Source organism: Anaerostipes caccae L1-92, from assembly GCF_014467075.1.
Classification (GTDB): Bacteria; Bacillota; Clostridia; order Lachnospirales; family Lachnospiraceae; genus Anaerostipes; species Anaerostipes caccae.
Window position 1 is genome coordinate 2,976,493 of the sequence record NZ_AP023027.1, and the last position, 22,824, is coordinate 2,999,316.

The following is a 22,824-nucleotide window of genomic DNA, read 5'->3' on the forward strand; positions in this document are numbered from 1 at the left end:
TTTATAAAATATTGCTTAGGTCCCCACCGCTCAAAAGGGCCTGCGTAACCTCTTCTTCCAACATCCTGTCTTCTTCGGACACATTCTCCGGTAGCTTATATATTTCTTTCATCTTCTTATAGAACTTTTTCTGTTCCTTATCCATACCTGCGGTATCTGCTGCCCGGTATCCCATCACTTTCGATATTAAGCAGTCTTCTTTTAATCCGGCGAACATGGCCGAGAACTTCCACCAGTGCAATTCGACAGCGTTCAGATCTATGCCGTACTGTTCCATAAATGCAGCATAGATATAATCCGCATCATGAGTAAAGCTATAAATCTGATCCTGTTTCTTTCCTTTTCCGGACTGCTTCTGTTCTTCTGTTTTCCCGCACTGATAAAACCACAACATTTGTGAAATGGCTCCGTCAAGGTCCTCCGGTATCTCTGGATAATACAAAACCAGGCCGCTATTGTATTTCGCAAGCAGCCTGGCTTTTTTCTCGTCTCCATCAAACTCCGGGATATTCAGAATATCTTCCACAAAAAACCGCTGTTCTTCCGTGATGTTTTTATCCTGTATCATCTCCTCAAAACGGATCGACACTCGGAAGTCTGTATTGATCTTATGTTCCTGACCAGCCACCAGAACGGTTTCCGGCAGCTGATCCGTCAGAATATTCATTAGTCACCTGCCATGGACTGGACAAGTTTATTATAAGATTCCACCTGTGCCTCTCGCAGGTTCTATTGCCCTTACAAAATTGATACAATCGAACCATTGCACCAATGAACGGTATGCATAGGGTGCATTTGAAACCCCTTGAACGATTTGCACAGGGTGCATTATTGAACGATTAACTTGTGCGACCATACAAGAGGCCTCCTTTTCCAAAAATTATTTTTTAATAATTTTCAAAGCTGCTTTGGCCATTTTAGGACCAAACTTTTTGATGGCAAATCCTAAACCAGCTAGCCCAACTGCAGCAGCTCCCGTATTTGCAGCTTTTTGGTGCTTAGGGCACAAACCAGTTACGTTATTTTTATCAGTGATTGTTCTACCACATACTTTACATTTTTTTAGATTCTCACTCATTATTTCCATCCTCCACGGATACTACATATATCTCTTGATTGTTATAATCCTTCGTTTCAAGTTCCAATTGCTTCATGCTTGATTCTATTGCTGGTTTCATCTCTTTAGAAAACTTATACCAACAATCAACATTCTCATTGTTATACGGAAAATAGTCCTGCATTAGAGTTGCTGCAGATAATCCCTTTCTGGTTATTGGTTTTTCTATAAAATCAAGCATTGTATGGTTGAATTGCTGTAAAATAGTTTTGGCTGTTTTGCTTTCCCCCAAATACTCTAATATTTGCATCCTCACTCCTACATATTTGGTTGCAATCTGTAAGTCATCAGAAATATAACTCATATATGTATTAATTTGTTTTCCAAATCCTAAGAATGGTATATTAACTCTTTTAGCAAAGCTTTTTGATGTTGTTTCAATATCACGATAAACAGAATTCAAAGCTGAACGAATTTTGCCATCAGCCTCTTTAAGCATTTGTACTCTTTCAGTTTCAGACTCTTTAGTAGCTGCCTCAAGGACAAGAGATCGAGCATCTAAAAATGGAACAATAATATCTCTGTCACGATCTCTTTCAATTTGATATGTCTGAAATTCTTCGATATCTGACAACTTGGCATAAATCTGCCTCATCTGTAGCTGATTACCTATACTGCGCATAGTTTCGATATTAGCAGGACTATTAAGTGCCTTTTTTAGTGTAATATCTTTTACTCGAACTCCATTCTCGTCAAGTATTACTGCTCTCATGTTTCCATCTACTTGCTTTGATTCACCAACAGAGTATACTCCTTTTTTCAATTTACTTCGTACATCTGAAGGCAAGCTCTCGAAATCCGGCAACAATGTAACATTTCCGTTTATAATAATATCTGCTTTATTTATTGCCTCGCCTATTAAATTTAAATCTGAAAAGGGTAAATCCGTTATTACTTGTAGTCCATCTGACTCACGAATAGCAAGGGACATTTTTTGAACATATCCATCAAAGAAATTACTCATCTCTGATATGTTTCTACCATAAATATCTGCGTCAGTTTTAAATATTACAAGCGGCTTTCTTTCAGCTATAATCTTATGTGGAATATTTTCCAATTCATCTTTTTTATCATTTTCATTCATAGAATATTTCTCCACATTAATTAAGTTCATTTAGTCTTTTGAGCCATTTTGCAATAGTTCCGTCTTTAAAAAGAGATAATAAAGCACCGTCACAAAATCTTTCTGCTCTTACAGCTCCTACAAGTAATGCCATTACACATTTTCCATCCAAATCATCTACTAATGCATCAGTCATAGATTTTGATTCCCATTTGATTCCATTCTCATTAAGAATATCTGAATAATGATTCAATTTCATTTCTGGATGCTTATCAATAAATGAATAAAGATCGTCAATAAACTGATGCACCATTTTTGAGTAATTCACATATGGCATTTGGATAGGATGCTCAGATGTTCCATCATTTTCTTTATCAATTACCCAGTCACCTATACCATCACTTGATAACAACGGTAAGTACTTTATTAAACTCTCATACACAATTTATCACCCTTTCATTAAAGCAATTCTGTTTCCAATTGTTTCCTCAATAATTTTTTTCTCTCTTCCATAAACTTAATGAAGTTTCCGTAAGTATAATCCATCTCCGGCAGATAATTTATTTTTCTATATTGGATTTTATCTGTATCAGTTAGGTAATTGGATTCAAACCAGTCAGAAAAATCTTTATCTTGTTTTTCTATATTCGGAATGGCTGCAAGCATCTGAAGATTACTTAAATCATTTACTTGATTTATATATTCATCAATTTGATTAGTTGGCACATCTCTTTTCCCTAGAGCTGTTCTTGTAAATTTACTCTTTGGATATATATGATCAATATGAAACTTATTATTGTAATCCAAAGAAGGATATAACATCATCAAAACCATCAAGGTATCTGCTCTTCCATATTGAAGTTCTAACAAGTTTTCAATATCATCATCCGTAAATACAATAGTTTTACTTGTTCCCCTCAGCTTGTTAATAATCTCATCCAGTGGGAATTCTTTGTTTCCATTTGATTTTATAATTTCACGCAAAGGTCTAAGAACATTATCTGGTTGACCACTGAAGGTTCGTTTTATTAAGGACATTGTGAGCCATTTCTTTATTTTCTTTCTATTGCTTACAGTTGTTGATGAAACCTCAAAATTATTTGGATTACCTATCGTCATAAGGTAGTATGCAATTGGAATAACCGCATTATTGGATTTCAAACTATCTCTTGAAAATCCAAAACTTGATACAAGCAGAAATGCTTGAGTGATTGATGTCTTAATTGTATGCCAATTCTGCTCTATCATGAGCATGTTCTGCTTGTTAAAGTTGTCTACCTTGAATGCAATATTACTGAATCCGGTAAGAACTAACGCTGCTTTCAAAATAAAATCCTTATTTACATTGAACCCTGAACCAATAGCGTTAATATAATCAACAAACTCTGTAATTTCTTTTCTGGCATCTAAAGTTTCCCACTGTGCAGTAGCAATGGATAACAAAAGATCAGAATAACTAAGCACTGTGCCACCACTATTTACTCGTATAAAAATTTGGAGTACTTTATCCAACTCATTAGATCTAACCTTATAATAGCTGATACTTGGTTGTGTATGTATTACCTTAAATAGCTGCGACAATGTGGCATTTGCAAAAACACTCTGTTCCTTTGTATAAATACCTGAAAATGCAATATTTTGCATAAGGAAATCCATGACATCACCTAATTCGGTCATATTTAGAATATCTCCTACTTCAAACCAATAGTGACTATTGTCATTCTCCACTTCTTCTGCTGTAAGAAATGAAAATTCATATTTATCTGTTTCACTGTCTGCAGGTTCCACTATATTTAAATACAGTTTTCTTTCCGGAAATGCAGATTCATTTTTCCATTGTTTGAATGGCATTTTATATGCATATGTGCCTTTTAATCCAATAAATATAGATGTCAGCCTCTGTTGTCCATCTAAAACCGCCATCACATTATCGTTTCCTGTAAGATTCACTTTTGGATTATGTCTAGCATTTTTTTCATGATAATTTTGTAAAAAAGAGTAAAATTCATAAAGAGTATTCTGTTCTCTATCAAGTTCCCAAAACAAGAATGCACCAAACGGATAATCTTGCATTACACTATCAAAAAGTCTCTCTATCTGTGAAGTATTCCATACAAATTCTCTTTGAATCGATGGGAGTACATACTTATTAGCTGATATATCCCTTACAACCTCTGCTATAGTTAATGGTGACTCATAAGCCATTATTTATTCCTCCTTTTTCCTCACATAAGTAAGCTCAACATCATATCCAAGTTCTTCCATCATACGAATGAATGTCTTGTTAACAACACCATCATTCTTTTTGATAATTCGATTAACATATGGACTTGATGTATCGGATTTCTCTGCAAGCTGAGCCTGTGTAATTCCGTTTTCTATACATTTAACTTTTACATCTACTTCTATATTGTTCTTTAGCATATTCACTCTCCTCGTGCTTATGAATTTATTGCACAAATAAGATAATTTATTCTAACATATAATGCGTAATTTTTCAATTGCTGAAATGTTACATTTCCGTAAACAGAAAAAGCACCCAGACCAACAGGTCTGAGTGCAACTCTACTGTATTTATTCAACTTTAATTTCTGTCCCGTCCTTGAAAACTACTGTTACTTCTTCCTTGCTTTTTACGACAATCTTTTCCACAAGGCTGCTCCAAAGTGCCTCGTCAAATTCGGTTATCAGTTCCGATTGTCCGTTGAGAACTGTGATGAATCTACCCATCTGCTCGTACTTAGCATCTTTTTCAGATATTGTAGTACAGACAGTATCGTATTCTTCTTTTAGCTTATTGTATCGCTCTACCAAGGAATTATACTTTTTGTTGTACTCGTCCTGGTTCTGAGCCACTCTCGCATTCTCCGCTACAATATTCTGCGTCATTTCCACCGCAATAGCTATCTCTTCTTCCAAGGATTCTTTCTTTTTAACAAGGTCTGCCTTGTCACAAAGTGTAGTTCGTATCAGTTGAAGATTATCAAGGATTTCTGCTTTTTCTGTAATAAGCTGATTCATCGCCTTTACAAAATATTCTTTGATTTCAAACTCCGTCAAATGTGGAGTTGAGCATCCGGTCTTGTGCCTGAACTTGTTATTGCACTGATAAATAATTCTCCTGTATTTATCGTTAGAATGCCAAACCTTGCTGCCATACCAACCACCACACTCAGCACACTGCACCTTGGAAGAAAAGATTGACACTCCGCTGTACCTTGTACTTCCTTTGCCTCTTCGCTGAATTTCAGCTTGTACTAAGTCGAATAACTCCGGTTCAATAATTGCCGGATGATTGTTTTCTACATAATACTGTGGGACTTCACCCTCATTGGTTTTAGTCTTTTTCGTAAGAAAGTCCACTGTGTACGACTTCTGCAAAAGTGCATCACCCTTATACTTTTCGTTAGTTAGAATACTGCGAACTGTTGACTGGCTCCAGTTATCTTTACTTGCAGGAGTTTTCAATCCTCTCTTTGTCAATTCATTTGCTATGGAATGCATTGTAAGTCCATCTAAGAATAGCTTATAAATCAGTTTTACCGTTTGTGCCTGTTCCTCATTGATTACAAGACTGCCATCTGGGGCTTTATCATAGCCGAGAAATCTGCTGTAGGCAAAGCTGACTTTTCCATCTGCAAAACGCTTTCTGTGTCCCCATGTGACATTCTCCGAAATGGATCTACTTTCTTCCTGTGCAAGAGAACTCATAATGGTAAGTAGTAGTTCTCCCTTGCTGTCAAACGTCCATATGTTCTCTTTTTCAAAGTAGCATTCAATATTGTGTTCTTTTAGTTTTCTGATGGTAGAAAGGGAATCAACAGTATTTCTTGCAAATCGGCTGACTGACTTTGTAATAATAAGGTCAATCTTTCCGGCAAGCGCATCAGCAATCATAGTATTGAAGCCATCTCTATGCTTCGTATTTGTTGCACTGATTCCTTCATCAGAATATAGTCCAGCAAATTCCCAATCATCTCTGCCTTTTATATAATTTGTATAATAGTCTACCTGTGCAACATAACTTGTAGTTTGATCCTCATGGTCTGTACTTACACGGGCATATCCTGCAACCTTTCGTTTTTTCTTACTGTCCACAGGCTTGGCAGTAAATTTATTGATGGTTGCAGGTATTTGCGTTACTTTTCTTTTCGCCAATTTCTGCCACGCTCCTTCCTCATATTTTTCATACGCTGACTCATCTCGGCCTTACGCTCCGGTGTCCATTTTTCTTTCATAATCTGTCGCATATGTTCTTTTTGTTCTTCTGAGCAATGCCTGCCGCCACGCTTCGGTGGTTCAAAGGTCATCGGTGTTACTATTCCATCTTTTCCAACAACTTCTAGCTGATAGCCGTCAATGTTTATTTGCTCTACTTTTTCTGCAAAAACCTTCTCGTCCCATTCTGCCATTCCGAGAACTTCTGCAAGCTGAGATTTCAAAAAATCTTCTCTTAGTCCTTGTGCCTTACAAGCGGTTCTTTCAGCACATCGCCAATAATAAAATTTGCCATCTTCCGATGAAGTTGATGGCTGAGTGCATCGCCTATAATTGCAGCCACAATGCTTGCATTTTAATTTACTTGTAAATACCGATGCACCTTTTGGATTTGTATTCTTCTTTCTTCTTTGCTTAGACACCTTATCTCGATATTCTTTAGTCCAACAATCTTGATGACCCGTATTCTCGCAAGGCCTAGTAACAATAGTTCCATCTTGCAAATGAATCTCCAGAGTATACCTCTTTGGAACATTGATAAAGTCTACCTTATCAAGGAAAACTTCATCATCAAATTCATCAATATCTAGAACCTCGGCAAGAACCTTTTTCATATTATCCTGGTTAATACTTGCTCCTACTTCGCAGTGTCCGCCTTTTTTCTTTCTTGAACCACATACCCAAAACTCTAATCTTTTTCCGTTTGGAGTTCGTGGCTTTCTGGTGTTATGCATATAGCTGACACCACAGTAAGGGCATTTAATCTTTCCCGTAAAACAAGAAATGTTAAGGCTCTTATTTGCCAACGCTCCCAGCTGTCTGCGTCTTGCCATTTCATCTTGTATATACTGAAATGTCTCAAGGTCAATAATTGCCTCGTGGGTATCTTCCACCCAATACTGTGGCAATTCTCCACGATTTTGCTTACGCTTTTTATTGATGGGGTCTGATATAAATTCCTTCTGAAAAAGCATGTTACCCGTATAAGTAATGTTGGTTAATATCTTCTTGATATTAGAATCTCTCATCACGCAGCCTTGCCTAGTACGAATACCCTCAGCTTCAAGTTCTCTTTCCGTTTCCAGTCTTGATTTTCCATCAAGAAAATTTTGATAAATTCTCTTTACCACCTCTGCTTCTTTCGGAACAATGATTAACTCATCTCCTTGCCATTCATATCCGTAGATGTTGAAGTGTCCACTTGCATTTAGCATACCTTCCTGCATCCTTTTACGAATGCCCCACTTCACATTATCCGATATAGAACGGCTCTCTTCTTGAGCAAAAGAAGCAAGTATGGAAAGCATCAACTCTCCATTACCACTTAAAGAATTGATATTCTCTTTTTCAAATCTGACCTCAATTCCTAAATTTTTTAGATGTCTTACTGTTTCAAGCAAATCCACTGTATTTCTTGCAAATCGCTGTATTGACTTTGTAAGAATAATATCAATTTTTCCTTGCTCAGCATCTGCAATCATTCGTCTGAACTCATCACGCTTGACTGTACTTGTTCCGCTGATACCATTATCGGCATATACTCCAGCAAATTCCCAGTCCGGATTCTTTTGAATGAAATCATTGTAGTAACTTATCTGTGCAGAAAGCGAGTGATTCATTCGCTCTGATTCCATTGAAATTCTAGCGTATGCAGCAACCTTTTTTCTTTTCTTTATAGTTGGTATCGTACTCTCAATCTTGGTAATTGTACGCATGAAATCAACCTCCTTCCTTACACATATATCACTCTAAAGCCCACTTATATCAAGTCAATATCGGCAAATAATGTACCCAAAGTTGGCTGATATTTTTCCTGCATTTTTGTATCAATTATGGTGTACTCTTCCTTAGTTATAAGTCCATCATCAAGCATCTTTTTTGCTATACTCATGGTTATCTGATACAGCTTTTCCTGTTTCATCTGCTCCTTACTCATTGCTTCCACCTCCGAATCTGTCGGTGATGTAGCAAGCATGGGAACAGTACTTTCTATCAACCTTTCCATACACTTGAAACTTCCTATGACAACCTGGGCATACCTTTGTCGTTATATTTTTATGATGAACTTCTTCACGATGAGAGTTCCACCACGTCATACGGCATTTATCTGAGCAGAACTGTTTTTTCTTTCTCTTATCATTCTGTGGCACCGCCTTTCCACAATTCTTGCAATAGACTTTCTCTGATGAGCAATTAGGAATTGTTGCTGGCACAACTGTTTCTGACTTAGCAAGGTTGTTTCTACGGCAGAAAGACTTGATGGTGTTTTCTGAAATATTAAGTTCCTTTGCAATTACTCTATATCCAAGACCTTCTGCCCTCATATTTATAATTTGTGATTTTTTCATATCGTTCATAAGTAGAACCACCTCCTAAGTAACAGGCAAAGAAAATGGCTCAAATTTTAACTTTTCACGCAAAAAAATGCCCGTCAGAGAAATTAATCTCCAACGGGCATAATGATTGCTGAGTTATTCAGTTATCTCAAGAGTTCATTCACTCTCTTCTGCACGGCATCGTAGTTATATCCGGCTTTGGTAAGTCTGTTCTTTCTATCTGCTCCGTTACCCCATTTGCCTTGAATGACCTCTCTTGCAAGCTCGTCTACCGTTTTGGTACTTGAGGCAGAAGTTCCATATACTACTTTTCCATTTGTATCAAATACAGAATATCCAGGATTTGCCTTTGCACATCTCTTTGCATTTTCCAATGACTTAAATGCGCCCTTCTGTGATTTGACATCTGCCCAAGTCTTTCTTACTCGGTACAATCCTGTCGCTGTAGTTCCACCGGAAGATGAACCGCCTAGTTCCGCAGTAACCTTTGCAGCAAGATCACCAAGTCTTGAATAAAGCCAGTCTCCCGGACAGGACTTATTCGCAAACCATCTGTGAACTGTAAGTACCATCTCATCAGATTTTGGCGAATAGTTCAGTGACTTGTTTTTATCTCCAAACCACAAAAGTTTCTTTTTGCCATTTCTTCTGCAGATATCTGTGCAAAGTTTGATAAGAGTTGCATATACCGTGCTGTTCATCGTATATGGATGTTTTGTATCGGATGCACACTCAATCGTGACGGCTCTCTGATCATTGGCATTAGAAGATGAACACCAAGAGCGGTTCTTCTCTTCTACATACATTCCGACTCTGCCATCAGGTCCGATACCATAGTTGCAGCTTGCCTGTCTTGAAGTAGGTGCAAAAATATTTCCTAAAGTTTCTACACTGCACTGACCAACCACACAATGCGGTGTGATTCTATCAATGGAATGTGTTCTCTGTCCGGAATGGTTCGGACTAAGTTTGGTGTAGGACACCATTTTGCTGTTTGTATAAGCCATATTATTTTTCCTCACTTTCTGCTCTGTCATGGAGCTGTTCCAATACTGATTTGATTTTTACCGGGATAGGAAGTCCCAAATGTCCTGCATTTTCAAGAAGGCTCACACCTTCATTGGAAATGTAAAAGAAGATTACTGCTGTTCTAAGGACACTGCCTGTACCAATCACCTGCACATCAAGAATGTTTGCAATCCCGACAAGCAGGAAAATCAGCACCTTTCTGCAGATTCCCTTAAAGCCAACTGCACTTGACAGTTTCTTATCTGAGATGGCACACATCACTCCCGTGATATAGTCCGTGACTGCAAATAAAATGAGAGCGATAAGTAAGCCATCACATCCTCCTAAGAAGTAGCCAAGCCACCCTCCGATTCCGGCAAATACAAACTGAATCATGTTCCAAAATTCCTTCATTAATAATTCCTCCGTTTCTAAAAATTTGTATAGAAAAAGCGACTGCCCCCATTTGAGCAATCGCTTGATCTAGCAATAAATATTAAGCTGTGCGTTTCCACATATAACAGGTGATATATGGCTGTAAGTTGTTATGAGCACTTCCGCTTCCGGCAGACGCTGTTGAACCGGAAATTGTATGAGAGTGAGCCCCCGCACTGGTTGTTGCCTTGTTTGTAATGGCTGTATAACCGGATGTTGCATCAATAATTACTTTATTTCCACTGCTTGCACCCCAAGTTGTCTTTTGATTCTTAAGGTTATGTGTATGTGAACCTGTTTCATTTGTTGCAAGCGTACCTTTTGCATGGGTATGTGATGGCATTTGTGCTGTCGTAAGTATTACGGTTGCTGCACCTCCGGTCTTTTCAACTGTAGCGAAATTTGTATCATTTGCATTGACACCAACAGGCACTCTTCCGGTTCCCCAGGCAGTCCATGTTCCTCCAAAATAAGTGGACGGATTTGTGGAACTGACGCTCATATAAATACTTCCAACTGGATACATCTGTTCCATAATGAATTTTTTAAGCAGCTTTCCATAAACCTTTACATCCCACTTTTCAGATACTTCAAAACAGTTGTCTGTTTCAGACACCTTGCCAACGGCTACGCCTTTTCCTCCGCTTTTGAAGTCCATTACTACAGCGGCCGTTGAAACCACATCAACAACAGATATGGATGAGAAAGCATCGGTAATGGTATATCTGATTTCATATGACGTTTCTGTTGAAATACTGCCTCCGCCAAAGGTAAAGGCAGTACCGCTGCTAAATGAAACATTTGCATTCGTCCATTCTGCAGTGCCGGATTTACGGTATTCTGTTTTTCTTGTCACTGTATTCTTGCTGCTGCATGATGCAAAGCTGTAAGATAGAAGACCTCTGACATATGTTCCATCATCATTTGCAGTTCCATTGCTGGTCGCTCTCTGTGATTGATAGCTTGAAAAACTAGGGGCAGAATAGGCAATTACTGATATCGACACGGTTTTTGCATCAGATACTCTTCCCCTTGAATCAGTGACCGTTGCCGTGAAAGTAATCGTCCCGGACGAATTTAAAAAGCCCGTTGTAAGCGATGAAGCTGTTCCAGAATATCCACCACCACTGATGTTATAAGATTTTACCGTTGAACCATAACTTCCGGCTGCTCCTTCAATTTTTAATGTTGCCCTGGATTTTGTCTGCACATAGATTCCCCATGCTGACGGAACACTTCCATCTACTCTTGTTGCTGACAAATTGTCAATAACAGGCTTTACCGATGCCGGAACTGTCAAAGTATGCGTACAGGTCTTTGACCCAACTTTCGTTGAGCCGCTATAGGTATCGCAAGTGATTGTGCAGGTACCGGATATGGCAGAAGGTATTTGATTTGCTAGCGATATAGGTGGTGTCCACGATACCGATGTTGATGAAGTCTTGCTTGCAATCGTACCTGTTGCACTTCCAAATTTATAGGTCAATGTATGCGTAAAAGAAGATGATGCTCTGCTTATCGTAATTGTTGCAGCACTACCCATATTTACATTAGTCGCTGATGCCGAAGATGCTCTGGGAATTGTATTGAGCGTATGTGTACCGCTTGCAGACACACTGACCGCATAGGAATAAACGCCCGCCTCACAGCTTAAGCTAAAGGATTTTGTACCATCAGCGTTATGGGTAATCGTAGTTGAACCGGATGCGACTACCGTTCCGTTATACAATTTAATACGATTATCCGTTGAAGTCGAATATACCGTTGTACCATTAATAACAGCTTTGAACCCGCCTGCCATAACCCAAGAAGTAGTACTTCCTCCCGAACCTTTTAGTGTCCAGGCAATGGTAGATGTATTCTTTTCTATATTCTGACTGGAAAGCGTCCACGATAATGTAATGGAACGGCCTTCTTTTTGTCCTGTTGTGATACTTCCGCTTGAAGCCATGAATTAATCCTCCTTTATGATGCCGGCCCTCTCCACTTGATTGAAAGGTTTCCGTTAGTTCTTGGTATAAAATCAAACCATCCCCTAGAGTCATTTCCAAGAGACAGCTTATTTCTAATTTCTGCATTCGTAATAACAAGACTCTGATTCGAAATGTAAGCAATCTTCTGTCCGTTCTCCTTAAAGGCAAGTTCATTATTAGAAAGCTCTGCTGTAAATGCATTACCGACTTTTCCAAGTTCAATAAGTGCTCCTTTAAATCTGATGTACTCTTCTAAAAGTTCTTGGTTTGAAGCCACGTTATTTTTAATTTCATCAGTAACAGCAGTGAAGTCCATACGAATCTCACTGCTGTTTTGTGTAATGCTTGTCTGAAAGTCCTGCTGAATTTTCTCCATATCAGATTTTTCTATATAGGTATCCTTTACAGAACTTAATATTTCATTGGATGTTTTGGTAATCTCAGAGTAGCACTCATGCACTTGAACTTTCAGTGTTTCTACATCACCCAAGGCATCCTCATAAGCCGCAACACTCTGAAATGTATGTTGACATGATGTAAGAAGTGCCATTCAGACCACCTCCCATCATTTTGAAACATCGCACTGCAATGTAAGTAAGCTGTCGATATCTTCTGCCGAAAGATAGATGACCTTACCCGTCTTGGAAAAGGTCACTTCTTTACCGTCTTTATCCTGTGCGTACCAGGTGTAAGTAAGGCTCTGCTTTTCTGTCGCATTCACCCACGTTGTTCCGTTATATTTTATCAAGGTTACTGTCTTTGCCGTATGGTCGACCTTATACCAGAACATTCCGCTTGTCGGAGTAGATGGTGCAGTTTCACTGATATTTCCGAGCAATGGATCCACTTCTTTCTGATTGGTACGAACGATAATATACGGTACTAAACCACCAAGATTATTCTTAACTGTATACCCTCCGATAGAGAGCATCTCCGATACATAAGGGTCTGACTTATCTTCCACTGTAATAACATCAACATAATTCTTTCCGCTATAGGTCATCGTGCATCGGTAGGACTGAATATTAACGATGTCTGCTCCGCTGACAGTCAGCGTACCCACTGTTGCTCCGCTGATATTCGTCCATGAACCACCAGAGTATTTTGCCCATTGATATGTGGCACTTGTAATAACAGATGAACCCACATAGGCAGATGTTGCAAGCTGAATAGTTCCAGATTGATTCTGTACGATTGTTCCATTGGGTGCATAAACAGAAAATACAACTGCAGATGCACCATTGCTTCCTGCTTTGGATTTTGTCCATGTAAACACCTTTGTGATGGTTTTACCGGAAATAGTGAATGTAAGTGTAATATCACCTGAAAGTACTGATGCATTTCCAAGGTCGGAGGATGCCGCTACTGATAGTTCTAACTTTCCTGCCGCACTTGCTGTAGATGCTGTATTGGTTTTGACTGTGATGCCTGCAGGAAGTGTTCCCACAGCACAAGTACAAGCCGTCTGTGTAATACCGACATATCCTGTAAAAGGAATGGAAATCGTACTTGCAGCTGCTGTCTTTCCAGCAGAGGTACAGGCAATCGACTGTGTTTCATTTCCAAGAACAACAGATAGACCTCCTGTTCCGGCAGAACCCGGATTACCCTTATCACCTTTAGCACCATCATAGATTTTCGTAATTGTGATAGTATCGAATACATCACTCTCTGAAGTTGTTACTCTAATCTGTGCCACATTGTTTACAAAAATATTATGGGCAGGCTTTACTACCAATGTTCCGCCTGTAATGGAAGTATTATCGGAAGTTGTCGGATAATCCGTCCATGTTCCACTATTGTTTTTATACTGCCATTTGGCAACAGTTACACCTTGCACCTGTGCAGTAAGTGTTGCCTGCGATGCACCAACAAGAGCCTGTGAAGTATCATACTTAAAGACATAAGTGTCACTGCTTACGGTACATAATTTTGCATTTGCCGCATTCTTCACCAAGGTATAGGTAATATCGGCAGTAATGTTTATCGTATTCTTGGTTTCAGAATCATAGTAGCTGATATAGCAGATGTAGGTAATCATGCCGGAGCTTGATGCTGACAGCTTATTCTGATTGACCGTCAATACTCCATTTTTCACTGTTTCACCACTTGTCAATGCTGTTTCAGAAGATACACCATCTTTTCTCTTCCATGAAATCGTTACGCCGCTTGCTGTCGGAGATACATTTGTCTGGTCAAGGAACAGCACAGGTGTCAGTACAAGATTCGTGCTTGCCCAGCTAGGAGCGTAAGTATGCGGCAGTACATTTGGATCTTCACTTTGCGTCTTCGGAAGATTGGATGTAATATATGCCGATAATTTTCTCTGATCCGTAATGTCAACAAAGGTCTGCTGACTGGATGTTAAAATGGTTGCCATTTGAAAATTCCTCCTTAAATTTTTACTTCACAATAAAAGGACGCATTGTCATATACGTCCTCGGTAGTAATCGTTATTTGTTTCATACCGATATGGTTCTTATCCCACTCGGCATCTGCCTCTTCATCGGAGGACTTTCTATGCCAGATAAAGCATTCTGCCGATAAAGTATCCGTTATGTCTTTATCCCAGGAATAGACCTTACACAGCATCGTGCTTTTCTGACCTTTGTTTTTGAAGATGTTTACTCCATTCACAACAAGTTCAGTTCTGTACATCTTATTTGCATTGATGGAATCAATCTCCCCATGAATGCTTTCTATCTGATAGGTCTTGCCAAGGAGGTCATCTTCCAGTGCTGAGATGTTTTTATCCTGCTTTACTGTCTGCGATGTCAATGTAATGCCGCTTGCACCAATCGTTATTGTATTCCCAGCAGGATTTAGATAATCTCTTGTTTTGCTGACAACAAGATATGTTCCGTTTATGCCATGTGGCTTTGAGATGCATTCCACATACATCCTTGCCCGTATATCTCCGATATCCGCACCTGCATCAGATTCATCTACAATGACAAGTTCAATGCTTGTGACTCCCTGAGTCATATCGGAAAGGCGGCTCTTTGCTTTCCTTAGAAGATTTCCGGGAAGTGTTACATCATCCCAGACTTCCGTAACCCATATCCAGCCGATTTCTTTAACGGATAGTTCATCATAGATATAGTTCCTGCCATCATTGACAGAAGTAATATCTACCCGTTCATCTAATTCCGTTTCATTGCCTTCTTCGTCAACAACTGATTTCTTTGCTCCAAGAGGAATCAGTGCAGTCGCTCTTTCCGTATGGTCTTTGGTAATCTTGACATCAATGATGTTCTTGCCAAATTCTACGGTCTGCAGTGACTTTAATTTGAAGTCCTCAAGATAGTCAATGTACTTTCCGTCTTTTTCATATCGCACCTGCAGATAACCTCCATGTGTACCTATCAGCTTATTCTTGATAGCATCCAATGTAACGGTATAATCGGAACTGCTGTAAGAAACATAGTCATTATCATCGGTTACAGTGACATTCCCGATTTTGAACTGTTTCTGCTTTTCCACACTATTATTATGAACGGAAATAAACTGTTCAAATAATCCTCTCAGCGTACCTTTATATGAAAAAGGTGGCTGCAAGGTATCCTTCAGATAAGCAAGTGCTGATTCACAAGTCCAGGTATGAGTGTTATAAAAATCTGAACCATCATCAAGTGCCCTTCCTTCAAATACCACCTCGTCATCCTTTTTGCACTGAATCACAGACGCCATCGGTTTAATGGAATCAATGTACGGATGATTAAATGGGGCAGAGAGTGTAAAGCTGTCGATGTTTTCTGCATCTTCACTGACTACTGCCTGCGTAATAGCAAGTTTTGATAAATTAGGATGATAAAAAATCTGACCGTCCACATATACTTTGAATACACTCATAGGCATCCCTCCCTATAGCGGAATGTGGTATTGCCACTGCTTTCAACCTTGATGCTGTTATTTCCGCGAGTTAGCTGCAGCTCCGGAATCACCCATGTACCGCTGCTCAGTGTCTTATGAAAAGTATCTGTTCCTATCTTCCATGAAAGTGCTGTATCAGCTGTTGTTATCACAGTAGGAACTACAGGCATATAATCACTTACAAGCACCACTGTTCCGCTTCCAGAAAAAACAACCTCCGTCATATCCACATGGTATCTATAGGAATCTGCATCACTGCTTTCCATCACAAGCTGACCTTTTCCGGTAAGCGGATCATAGGAAGATGACAGCTGCAAAGTTCCCACTGCATAAAGATTTGGTTCTTCGCTCGTCCTTACTCTACACAGTCTTCCGGCATAGCGATTACTCATCTTGGCAGTAAGTTCATCAAACTTTACTCTTGTTCCAAGCATAGAGAATGTCAAAGTAAAGGCTCTCGGTTTGAAAGATACCAAGCCAAGAGCCTCGTTAAATCGGATAGGAGAATTGCGTCCTGGTACAGTAACCGTTTCTGCCTGTGACTGCGGTATCGGAAAATCGACCGTTTCTCTTACCCATCCATTCTTAAGCATGGATTCATCATCAATATAAATATCCGGTATCATAGTGCAAGCCTCCTTGTTATCTTCTGCTGTTTTCCAAGTCCGTCATCAATGGCCGGAAGCAAATGTCCTACAAGCGTTCCATCTTCCAGATAAATTCCCTTAGAACTATTGTCTGCAATAATGGCCAGATACTTTTCCATACCGCTCATATTCAGTTTGCTGTCAAGCATTGACTCAAGCTGTTTATAGAATCCGGAAAGCGGAAGTATCGCCTCTGCTCCTGCTTCTCCTCCCATCATAAGAGAAGAACCGTTCATGCCAAACGCAGTCGGTTTTGTCATGATACCGCCTTCCTTATACCAATCAATTGAAAGATGCGGTACGGACGGAGGTGCAATAGAAAGCTTGCCTGTCACTTTGAAATGCGGCAGCTTAATCTTAGGAAGTGACAGTTTCATGCCGGAGAAGAATCCCTTAATGGCATCAACCACACTCTTGACTTTATTTTTTACCGCCTCAATCGGTGTAATAATAGCCGACTTGATTCCATTCCATACAGAGGTGGCAGTACTCTTGATGCTGTTAAACACAGAGGATACCGTACTTTTCACAGCATTAAATACTGTGCTGACCGTATTCTTAATAGCATTAACCGGAGTCGTAACGGCAGTCTTTATCGCATTCCATACTGTAGTCGCTGTGTTTTTGATTGCATTAAATACTGTGGTTACAACTGTTTTGATAGCATTCACCACCGTTGTCACAACCGACTTTATGGCATTCCAAACCGTAGTAAATACTGTCTTGATAGCATTCATCACGGTGCTGACAACGGACGAAACTGCATTGATTACGGTTGTAACCTTTTCTTTGATTGCATCCCAAACAGCAATAACAATTTCCTTACAGTTCTCCCAAATAAATCGGAATGGCAAAGTGATGATGTCAAATGCCGCCTCAAGGATAGATGCAATAAACATAATCCCTGTTTGGACGGTATTCTTGATGCCTTCCCATAGGTTTGTAAAAAAGGTGGAAATACCCGTCCAGATGCCGACAAAGAAATCCTTAATGCCTGTCCATACTTCATTCCACGATGTGCCAAACCATCCAAGCACTACATCTGCAATATTTCTTATTGCATTCATATAGTTGGTAAAGGTATTCTTGATGAAATCCCAAACCGAACCGAAGATGCCTTTGACACCTTCCCATACCTGCGACCAGTTGCCGGTAAAGATACCGATAAATACATCAAGGATTCCAGTGATAACTCCAAGAACACCCTCCAGAATATTGGCAATCTGCGTAAACACGCCTTCAAACACCGGAGCAAGGAAACTGCATAATGCGTTCCAAATGGCAGATACAACTTCCTTGAAGTTCTGGAAATCAAAGCCTAATGCATTGAGTCTGTCTGTGATGCCTTTTGCAAATCCGCTGAAGATTTCTTTGATGCGATTCCAGATAGCAATAATACTGTCACGGAACTCCTCATTCGTTTTCCATAGATGGATAAAAGCTGCAACTAATGTTCCGATAATCGCCACAACTGCAACGACAGGTGCGGAGATGCCGCCAATTGCCGCACCAACCTTTCCCATAACACCGGATAGTCCTCCGGCATTAGAAATAAGGCTTGTTATCTTCAAACCAAACTTACTGAACGCCTGCATGGCCACACCGACTTTTGATATGACCGTTCCAAGAATTACAAGTACCGGTCCCAGTGCAGCTACAAAAAGACCAATCTTTACAATGACCTGCCTTGTACCTTCATCAAGGTTATTCAGCCAATCTACGAAAGACTGAACCTTTGCCACGATATTCTTTATCATCGGCATGAGTGCTTCACCGATAGAAATGGCAAATCCCTCAACTGCCGACTTTAAAATGGTAAGCTGACCTTTTAAGTTATCAAGCTGCGTATCAGCCATTTGCTGTGCCGCTCCGCCACTGTTTTCAATAGCAGTCTGCAAATCCGTCCAGGTATCCCCTGTATTGGCAAGCAGTGCATTTACTGATGAAAGATCGGTCTTATTAAAAATCTTGCTGATGATGTTTGCTTTTTCTTCGGAGGTCATGCCATCCATTGAAGAATTCAAATCTCCAAGAATATCATTCAGACTCCTCATATTTCCTTCGGAATCATAGACAGATACACCTAATTGATTCATGAGTTTCGATGCACCGTCAGTAGGATTTTGAAGTGAAAGAATAACGTTTCTTAAATGCGTACCACCCTCTGCACCTTTAATACCGTTGTTTGCAAGAATACCAAGTGCAGTGTTAAGTTCTGCTGTTCCGCCTTTAACGGATTTTGCTGTAGCACCGATTGTAAGAATACCTTCACCAAGCTGACCAACGGAGGTGTTGGTAGTTGATGCAGTTTTTGCCATCTGGTCAACCATCTTGTCGGCATCTTTCACTTCCATACCAAGAGCAGACATCGCATCCGTTACCATATCCGATGCAGATGCAAGATCAATATTACCTGCTGCCGCTAAGTTAAGAACGATCGGAAGCGTGTCACACATCTGCTGTGTATCATATCCGGCAAGTGCTAAATAATTTAAAGCCTCAGCACACTCACTTGCAGAATATGCTGTTTTTGCACCCATCGTCTTTGCAAGGTCGGACAATGTATCCATTGTATTAACAGACTGACCATTTACCTTGGACATGGAATCTTTGGTAATTCCCATCGTAGCCTGTACCTGGCTCATGGAAGATTCAAAATCAGCGGCAGTCTTTACTGCAGCACCGCCCATCGCAGTTACCGCTGCCGATGCAACAGATACTTTCTTGCCGACATTCGTAACTCCATTACCGAAAGACTCAACCTTTGAACCGACCTCACCTATTTTTGTAAGAGTCTGATTAGTCTTAGATGCCTGGGATTCCAGTCGTTTGAGTTCTGCCTCAGTTTCTGCAATCTCTCTTTGAAGGGCATCGTACTGTTCCTGTGAAATCTCGCCTTTTTGCAGCTGTTCGTTTGCTTGCTCTGCGGCAGTTTTTAATGTAGCAAGTTTCTCTTTGGTTTCACCAATAGCCTGCGTTAACAGTTTCTGTTTCTGAGCAAGCAGATTTGTATTTGTAGGATCTAGTTTTAGAAGTCTTTCAACATCCTTTAATGCAGACTGCGTATTTTTAATCTGTCCGTTGACTCCCTTAAGGGCAGTCTGCAGCTTGGTAGTATCACCGCCAATTTCGACAGTGATACCTTTGATTCTGTTTGCCATTGGCGTCTACCTCCTTAAAAATTTGCAAAATAAAAGCCCGGTATCTTCCGAGCATAAGAAGAGCACCAACCATTTCTGATTGATGCTCTTTTCGTTCATATTTAATGATTAGTCAAAATCATAAGGATTGCTATAGCACATCCAATCAAGCGGATACATAACACCATGCTCAGCTTCAAATTCTGCTTGACGCTTGGCTTGACGTTTAGCATCCTGCTTACGAGAGACTTTCTTTGTCATCTTATCATTTGACATTCTGGCCTTGTAAGCTTTGTTGTTTGGATTGTTCTGATTTGCATAATCATCAAGTTGTTGTTTTGTATGTGTCTTTGCAGACACTCCTTTTTTCTTTGCCATGAACGTTTCTCCTTTCTCCTTGACTCCTAATATATGATTACGCACAAGATAGCGGACACTACGTCACCTTCTTAGCTGAATCCTGAAAAGGATTATCTCTGCATTTAATCAAAATGCAAGGTTGGAGAACAATTTTTACATCTAGTGTAAAAATCTTCGCTAATATTATATCTCCATAAGCCAAAAAATTCAATGTATTAGAACTTATCAAAATCCTCCTGCGTAGCTAAACTGTCATACTTCACGGAGTCATTTGCTTTCTCCGTCCAAATGTCCATCACCATCCCGATAGTCAGATAATCAAGGTCTGTAATCGAAATGCCAATTTCAAGGCATCTTAGCAGGAACAGGGGAGTTGTCATCTCACGGCTTGAGCGTTTAAGTTTTTTTTAGAGTCAATATCAGTAATAAGATTCGTTCCCCACAAAGCAAGAATCTCCGGCAGTACCTCATAAATTGAGAACATCTCAAACTGGTCAAGCCAGTCATCAATATTATCCGGAATGGTATTATCCGCATGATATGCCATGATATATGCCACATTCTCGAAAATCTCCAAATCGTCAATGGCAAATTCCTCTCCATCATCCTTGCTGCCTTTATATGATTTTTCAAGTTTTGCTAAGTCCTTAAAGATATCTCGTTTAAACTTTGCACGATAAAGACGAGGCACCGTTGCAGAAGAGCGGAAAGCCACATCTTTATCTCCGATTTTAATTACTTTCTTCAGCATGATTATTTACCTCCGTTTGCAGCTTCAGTTTTTGCTACTGGAACATATACAGACTTGTACCAATCGTTATAGGTTGCATCAGTAGTGGTATCCCCAGTTCTTGATTTTACAAGACCATCTTCTCTAGGATCTGCCGTAAGAGATAATGTTTCTGTTCCTGGTTCAATCGTATCCTCTTTTGTTTCTGACTCGATAGAAGGACGAGATGCAGAGCAATTATATAAAACGTGACGGATGCACTTCACATCTCCGTCAAATTCAAATAGCAGTGCAAATTTCTCTGTTTCTGCAATATTAGAGTTCTCAACAAGAACACCATTCTTATCAAGTTCTTCTTTCAAGATTTCCGTTCTGAACCATTCCGGGATAAGTGCAATTTCCAAATCACCGCTGTATCCGTTATTAGATACAGAACGGAAATATACAATGCCATCCGCATAGAACGGAGAAGAATCACCCTCCGCATCCAAACTGATGCTTACAGCACCGGGGATTGCCTTTGGTGTTTCATACGAATAACTTCCATCTTCACCTTTTGTCAGCTTTGCGGCATGAACATTTTTTAGATTGTATTTTACTTTATTAGCCATAGCTTTATGCCTCCATTTCAAATGAATATAGGACTTCGTACATCTTTTCACTTTCTATCCACGTTTCTGTGTGGTCATAAAAAATGCCATACTTATCAAGCACGGATTCTACTTTACTTTCTACCGACAAGTCCTTGAAATCAGTATAAAGTTCAATATGAATTTCATTTATTTTTTGATACACTCTTCCATCAGCTGAAAAATTATCAGAGCCGGGAATGAGGTAACAAATAAACGGTGGATCCGGACTTTCGCCTTCTGCAAAGTGGTCATAGGCAAAAGGAATGTCCATCTCCTTAAGCATCTGTAATATTTTATTCATCAGTGACCTCCCAGTGCTTTCGCTATTTCAGACTCCAGTGTTTCCACGGCAGACTGTTCTGTCTGTGCGATATGGGGTCTTGCCGCAACTCTGCCTCCGCCACGTTTTGCATGACCATGCTCCAGAAGATGAGCAAGCTGATATCTGTTCTTTGAATGAACTGTTACTTCCAAAGAATTTGATGTTTCCTTGGTTTTCTTCACACTCCATGACTTCGCATACTTTCCGGTATCAATGGGAGCAGATGCAGCAATTTCTTTTCTGACGGTATTGCCTGCCTTTCTGACTGCCTTTTTCACATCATCAGAAGCGAGGTCAGCATATTCTTTCAAGCCTTCCATAATCTCATTGGCAAGGTTATCAATCTTTGTATTTGCCATTACTTCTGCCTCTCTTTCTCGCACTTGAATTTCAGAGATTTCCTCTTAAAATTCATATGGTCAATTGATACGATGTTATAGACATTACTGTCAAAGATGATTCTGCATTTGGTGGAATCGACATCAGACAGCTTTTTGCAGTATCTGACCGTAAAGGAAATATCCGAATCATCTACAATAAGTCCTGCAACTGCTTTTTCTGAACCACCCTCACCGCTAACTGTAGCAAAGCAAGAATAAAAGTCAGTCCATACATTCTTGTGATTGCCGATGGAATCAGTAATGACTTCACTTTTCTGTATTGTGATTTTTACATTTAGAAGTGCTATATCCATCAGAACACGCTCCTTCTTACACCCTCAAGCAGTGAGCGAAGGGAGATTGTAAGCTGATGGTGGTCTGCATCTTCTCGATGTTCATATAAATAAGCAACAGCATACATAACTGCAATCTTTGACGATGGTATCTCGGATAATTCTTCCACTGATAATCTGGCAATATCTGCACAGAGATTTTCACCTGTTACAATAAAATGTCCAATCAACTCATCATCGTCATCAAAGTCAACTCGAAGATATCCCTTCATCTCATCAATTCCTACAATCAATTCA

The 22,824-nt window shown here is 39.7% G+C and carries 25 protein-coding genes; all 25 read right to left on the reverse strand.

Annotated features, from left to right (window positions below; translation table 11 throughout):
* Position 1 precedes the first annotated feature (1 nt).
* A complete protein-coding gene (locus tag ANCC_RS14385; RefSeq protein WP_006566218.1) occupies positions 2-667 on the reverse strand; it encodes a bacteriophage Gp15 family protein in 666 nt (221 codons plus the stop codon).
* Positions 668-880: 213 nt separating this feature from the next.
* On the reverse strand, positions 881-1,078 hold the full coding sequence (locus ANCC_RS14390) for a hypothetical protein (protein ID WP_009269293.1): 198 nt from the start codon (positions 1,076-1,078) through the stop codon (positions 881-883).
* The gene (locus ANCC_RS14395) at positions 1,071-2,201 is read right to left on the reverse strand and encodes a hypothetical protein (protein ID WP_009269294.1); all 1,131 of its coding nucleotides are present in this window, start codon (positions 2,199-2,201) and stop codon (positions 1,071-1,073) included. The genes ANCC_RS14390 and ANCC_RS14395 overlap by 8 nt, the downstream gene beginning before the upstream one ends.
* Positions 2,202-2,217: 16 nt before the next feature.
* Positions 2,218-2,622 (reverse strand): DUF6508 domain-containing protein, encoded by a 405-nt coding sequence (locus ANCC_RS14400; protein WP_006566221.1) that lies wholly within the window; start codon positions 2,620-2,622, stop codon positions 2,218-2,220.
* A 17-nt stretch (positions 2,623-2,639) separates the two neighbouring features.
* Positions 2,640-4,385: a DUF262 domain-containing protein gene (locus tag ANCC_RS14405; protein ID WP_006566222.1), complete on the reverse strand. Its 1,746-nt coding sequence runs from the start codon at positions 4,383-4,385 to the stop codon at positions 2,640-2,642.
* A 3-nt stretch (positions 4,386-4,388) separates the two neighbouring features.
* Positions 4,389-4,604 (reverse strand): helix-turn-helix domain-containing protein, encoded by a 216-nt coding sequence (locus ANCC_RS14410; RefSeq protein ID WP_006566223.1) that lies wholly within the window; start codon positions 4,602-4,604, stop codon positions 4,389-4,391.
* A gap of 150 nt (positions 4,605-4,754) precedes the next feature.
* A complete protein-coding gene (locus ANCC_RS14415; RefSeq protein ID WP_006566224.1) occupies positions 4,755-6,338 on the reverse strand; it encodes a recombinase family protein in 1,584 nt (527 codons plus the stop codon).
* The gene (locus ANCC_RS14420; protein WP_006566225.1) at positions 6,320-8,113 is read right to left on the reverse strand and encodes a recombinase family protein; all 1,794 of its coding nucleotides are present in this window, start codon (positions 8,111-8,113) and stop codon (positions 6,320-6,322) included. The genes ANCC_RS14415 and ANCC_RS14420 overlap by 19 nt, the downstream gene beginning before the upstream one ends.
* 44 nt (positions 8,114-8,157) lie before the next feature.
* A complete protein-coding gene (locus ANCC_RS14425) occupies positions 8,158-8,334 on the reverse strand; it encodes an SHOCT domain-containing protein (protein WP_006566226.1) in 177 nt (58 codons plus the stop codon).
* Positions 8,327-8,755, reverse strand: coding sequence for a DNA gyrase inhibitor YacG (locus tag ANCC_RS14430; RefSeq protein ID WP_006566227.1), 429 nt, complete (start codon positions 8,753-8,755; stop codon positions 8,327-8,329). The genes ANCC_RS14425 and ANCC_RS14430 overlap by 8 nt, the downstream gene beginning before the upstream one ends.
* Positions 8,756-8,877: 122 nt before the next feature.
* A complete protein-coding gene (locus tag ANCC_RS14435; RefSeq protein WP_009269295.1) occupies positions 8,878-9,741 on the reverse strand; it encodes an N-acetylmuramoyl-L-alanine amidase in 864 nt (287 codons plus the stop codon).
* A gap of 1 nt (position 9,742) precedes the next feature.
* Positions 9,743-10,156: a phage holin family protein gene (locus ANCC_RS14440; RefSeq protein ID WP_009269296.1), complete on the reverse strand. Its 414-nt coding sequence runs from the start codon at positions 10,154-10,156 to the stop codon at positions 9,743-9,745.
* An 82-nt stretch (positions 10,157-10,238) separates the two neighbouring features.
* Positions 10,239-12,128, reverse strand: a complete 1,890-nt coding sequence (locus ANCC_RS14445) for a DUF859 family phage minor structural protein (protein ID WP_039946348.1) — start codon at positions 12,126-12,128, stop codon at positions 10,239-10,241.
* A gap of 14 nt (positions 12,129-12,142) precedes the next feature.
* Entirely contained in the window at positions 12,143-12,700 is a 558-nt protein-coding gene (locus tag ANCC_RS14450; RefSeq protein WP_006566231.1) for a hypothetical protein, read from the reverse strand.
* Positions 12,701-12,715: 15 nt separating this feature from the next.
* Positions 12,716-14,530 carry an autotransporter outer membrane beta-barrel domain-containing protein gene (locus tag ANCC_RS14455; protein WP_006566232.1) on the reverse strand — a complete coding sequence of 605 codons (1,815 nt, stop codon included), beginning with the start codon at positions 14,528-14,530 and terminating at the stop codon, positions 12,716-12,718.
* Between the two features lie 14 nt (positions 14,531-14,544).
* Entirely contained in the window at positions 14,545-16,002 is a 1,458-nt protein-coding gene (locus ANCC_RS14460; RefSeq protein WP_006566233.1) for a phage tail protein, read from the reverse strand.
* A complete protein-coding gene (locus ANCC_RS14465; protein WP_006566234.1) occupies positions 15,999-16,649 on the reverse strand; it encodes a hypothetical protein in 651 nt (216 codons plus the stop codon). Before ANCC_RS14465 ends, ANCC_RS14460 begins: the two co-directional genes overlap by 4 nt.
* Complete coding sequence (locus tag ANCC_RS14470) at positions 16,646-19,831, reverse strand: phage tail tape measure protein (RefSeq protein WP_006566235.1); 3,186 nt, start codon at positions 19,829-19,831, stop codon at positions 16,646-16,648. The genes ANCC_RS14465 and ANCC_RS14470 overlap by 4 nt, the downstream gene beginning before the upstream one ends.
* Positions 19,832-19,939: 108 nt before the next feature.
* Positions 19,940-20,188, reverse strand: a complete 249-nt coding sequence (locus ANCC_RS14475) for a hypothetical protein (protein WP_009269298.1) — start codon at positions 20,186-20,188, stop codon at positions 19,940-19,942.
* Positions 20,189-20,546: 358 nt separating this feature from the next.
* Entirely contained in the window at positions 20,547-20,921 is a 375-nt protein-coding gene (locus ANCC_RS14480) for a hypothetical protein (protein ID WP_006566238.1), read from the reverse strand.
* A gap of 2 nt (positions 20,922-20,923) precedes the next feature.
* Positions 20,924-21,511, reverse strand: coding sequence for a major tail protein (locus ANCC_RS14485; protein WP_006566239.1), 588 nt, complete (start codon positions 21,509-21,511; stop codon positions 20,924-20,926).
* A gap of 4 nt (positions 21,512-21,515) precedes the next feature.
* Positions 21,516-21,833 carry a hypothetical protein gene (locus ANCC_RS14490; RefSeq protein WP_006566240.1) on the reverse strand — a complete coding sequence of 106 codons (318 nt, stop codon included), beginning with the start codon at positions 21,831-21,833 and terminating at the stop codon, positions 21,516-21,518.
* Complete coding sequence (locus ANCC_RS14495) at positions 21,833-22,213, reverse strand: HK97 gp10 family phage protein (RefSeq protein WP_006566241.1); 381 nt, start codon at positions 22,211-22,213, stop codon at positions 21,833-21,835. Before ANCC_RS14495 ends, ANCC_RS14490 begins: the two co-directional genes overlap by 1 nt.
* The gene (locus tag ANCC_RS14500) at positions 22,213-22,548 is read right to left on the reverse strand and encodes a phage head closure protein (RefSeq protein WP_006566242.1); all 336 of its coding nucleotides are present in this window, start codon (positions 22,546-22,548) and stop codon (positions 22,213-22,215) included. Before ANCC_RS14500 ends, ANCC_RS14495 begins: the two co-directional genes overlap by 1 nt.
* Positions 22,548-22,820 carry a head-tail connector protein gene (locus tag ANCC_RS14505; protein WP_009269299.1) on the reverse strand — a complete coding sequence of 91 codons (273 nt, stop codon included), beginning with the start codon at positions 22,818-22,820 and terminating at the stop codon, positions 22,548-22,550. Before ANCC_RS14505 ends, ANCC_RS14500 begins: the two co-directional genes overlap by 1 nt.
* Between the last annotated feature and the right edge of the window lie 4 nt (positions 22,821-22,824).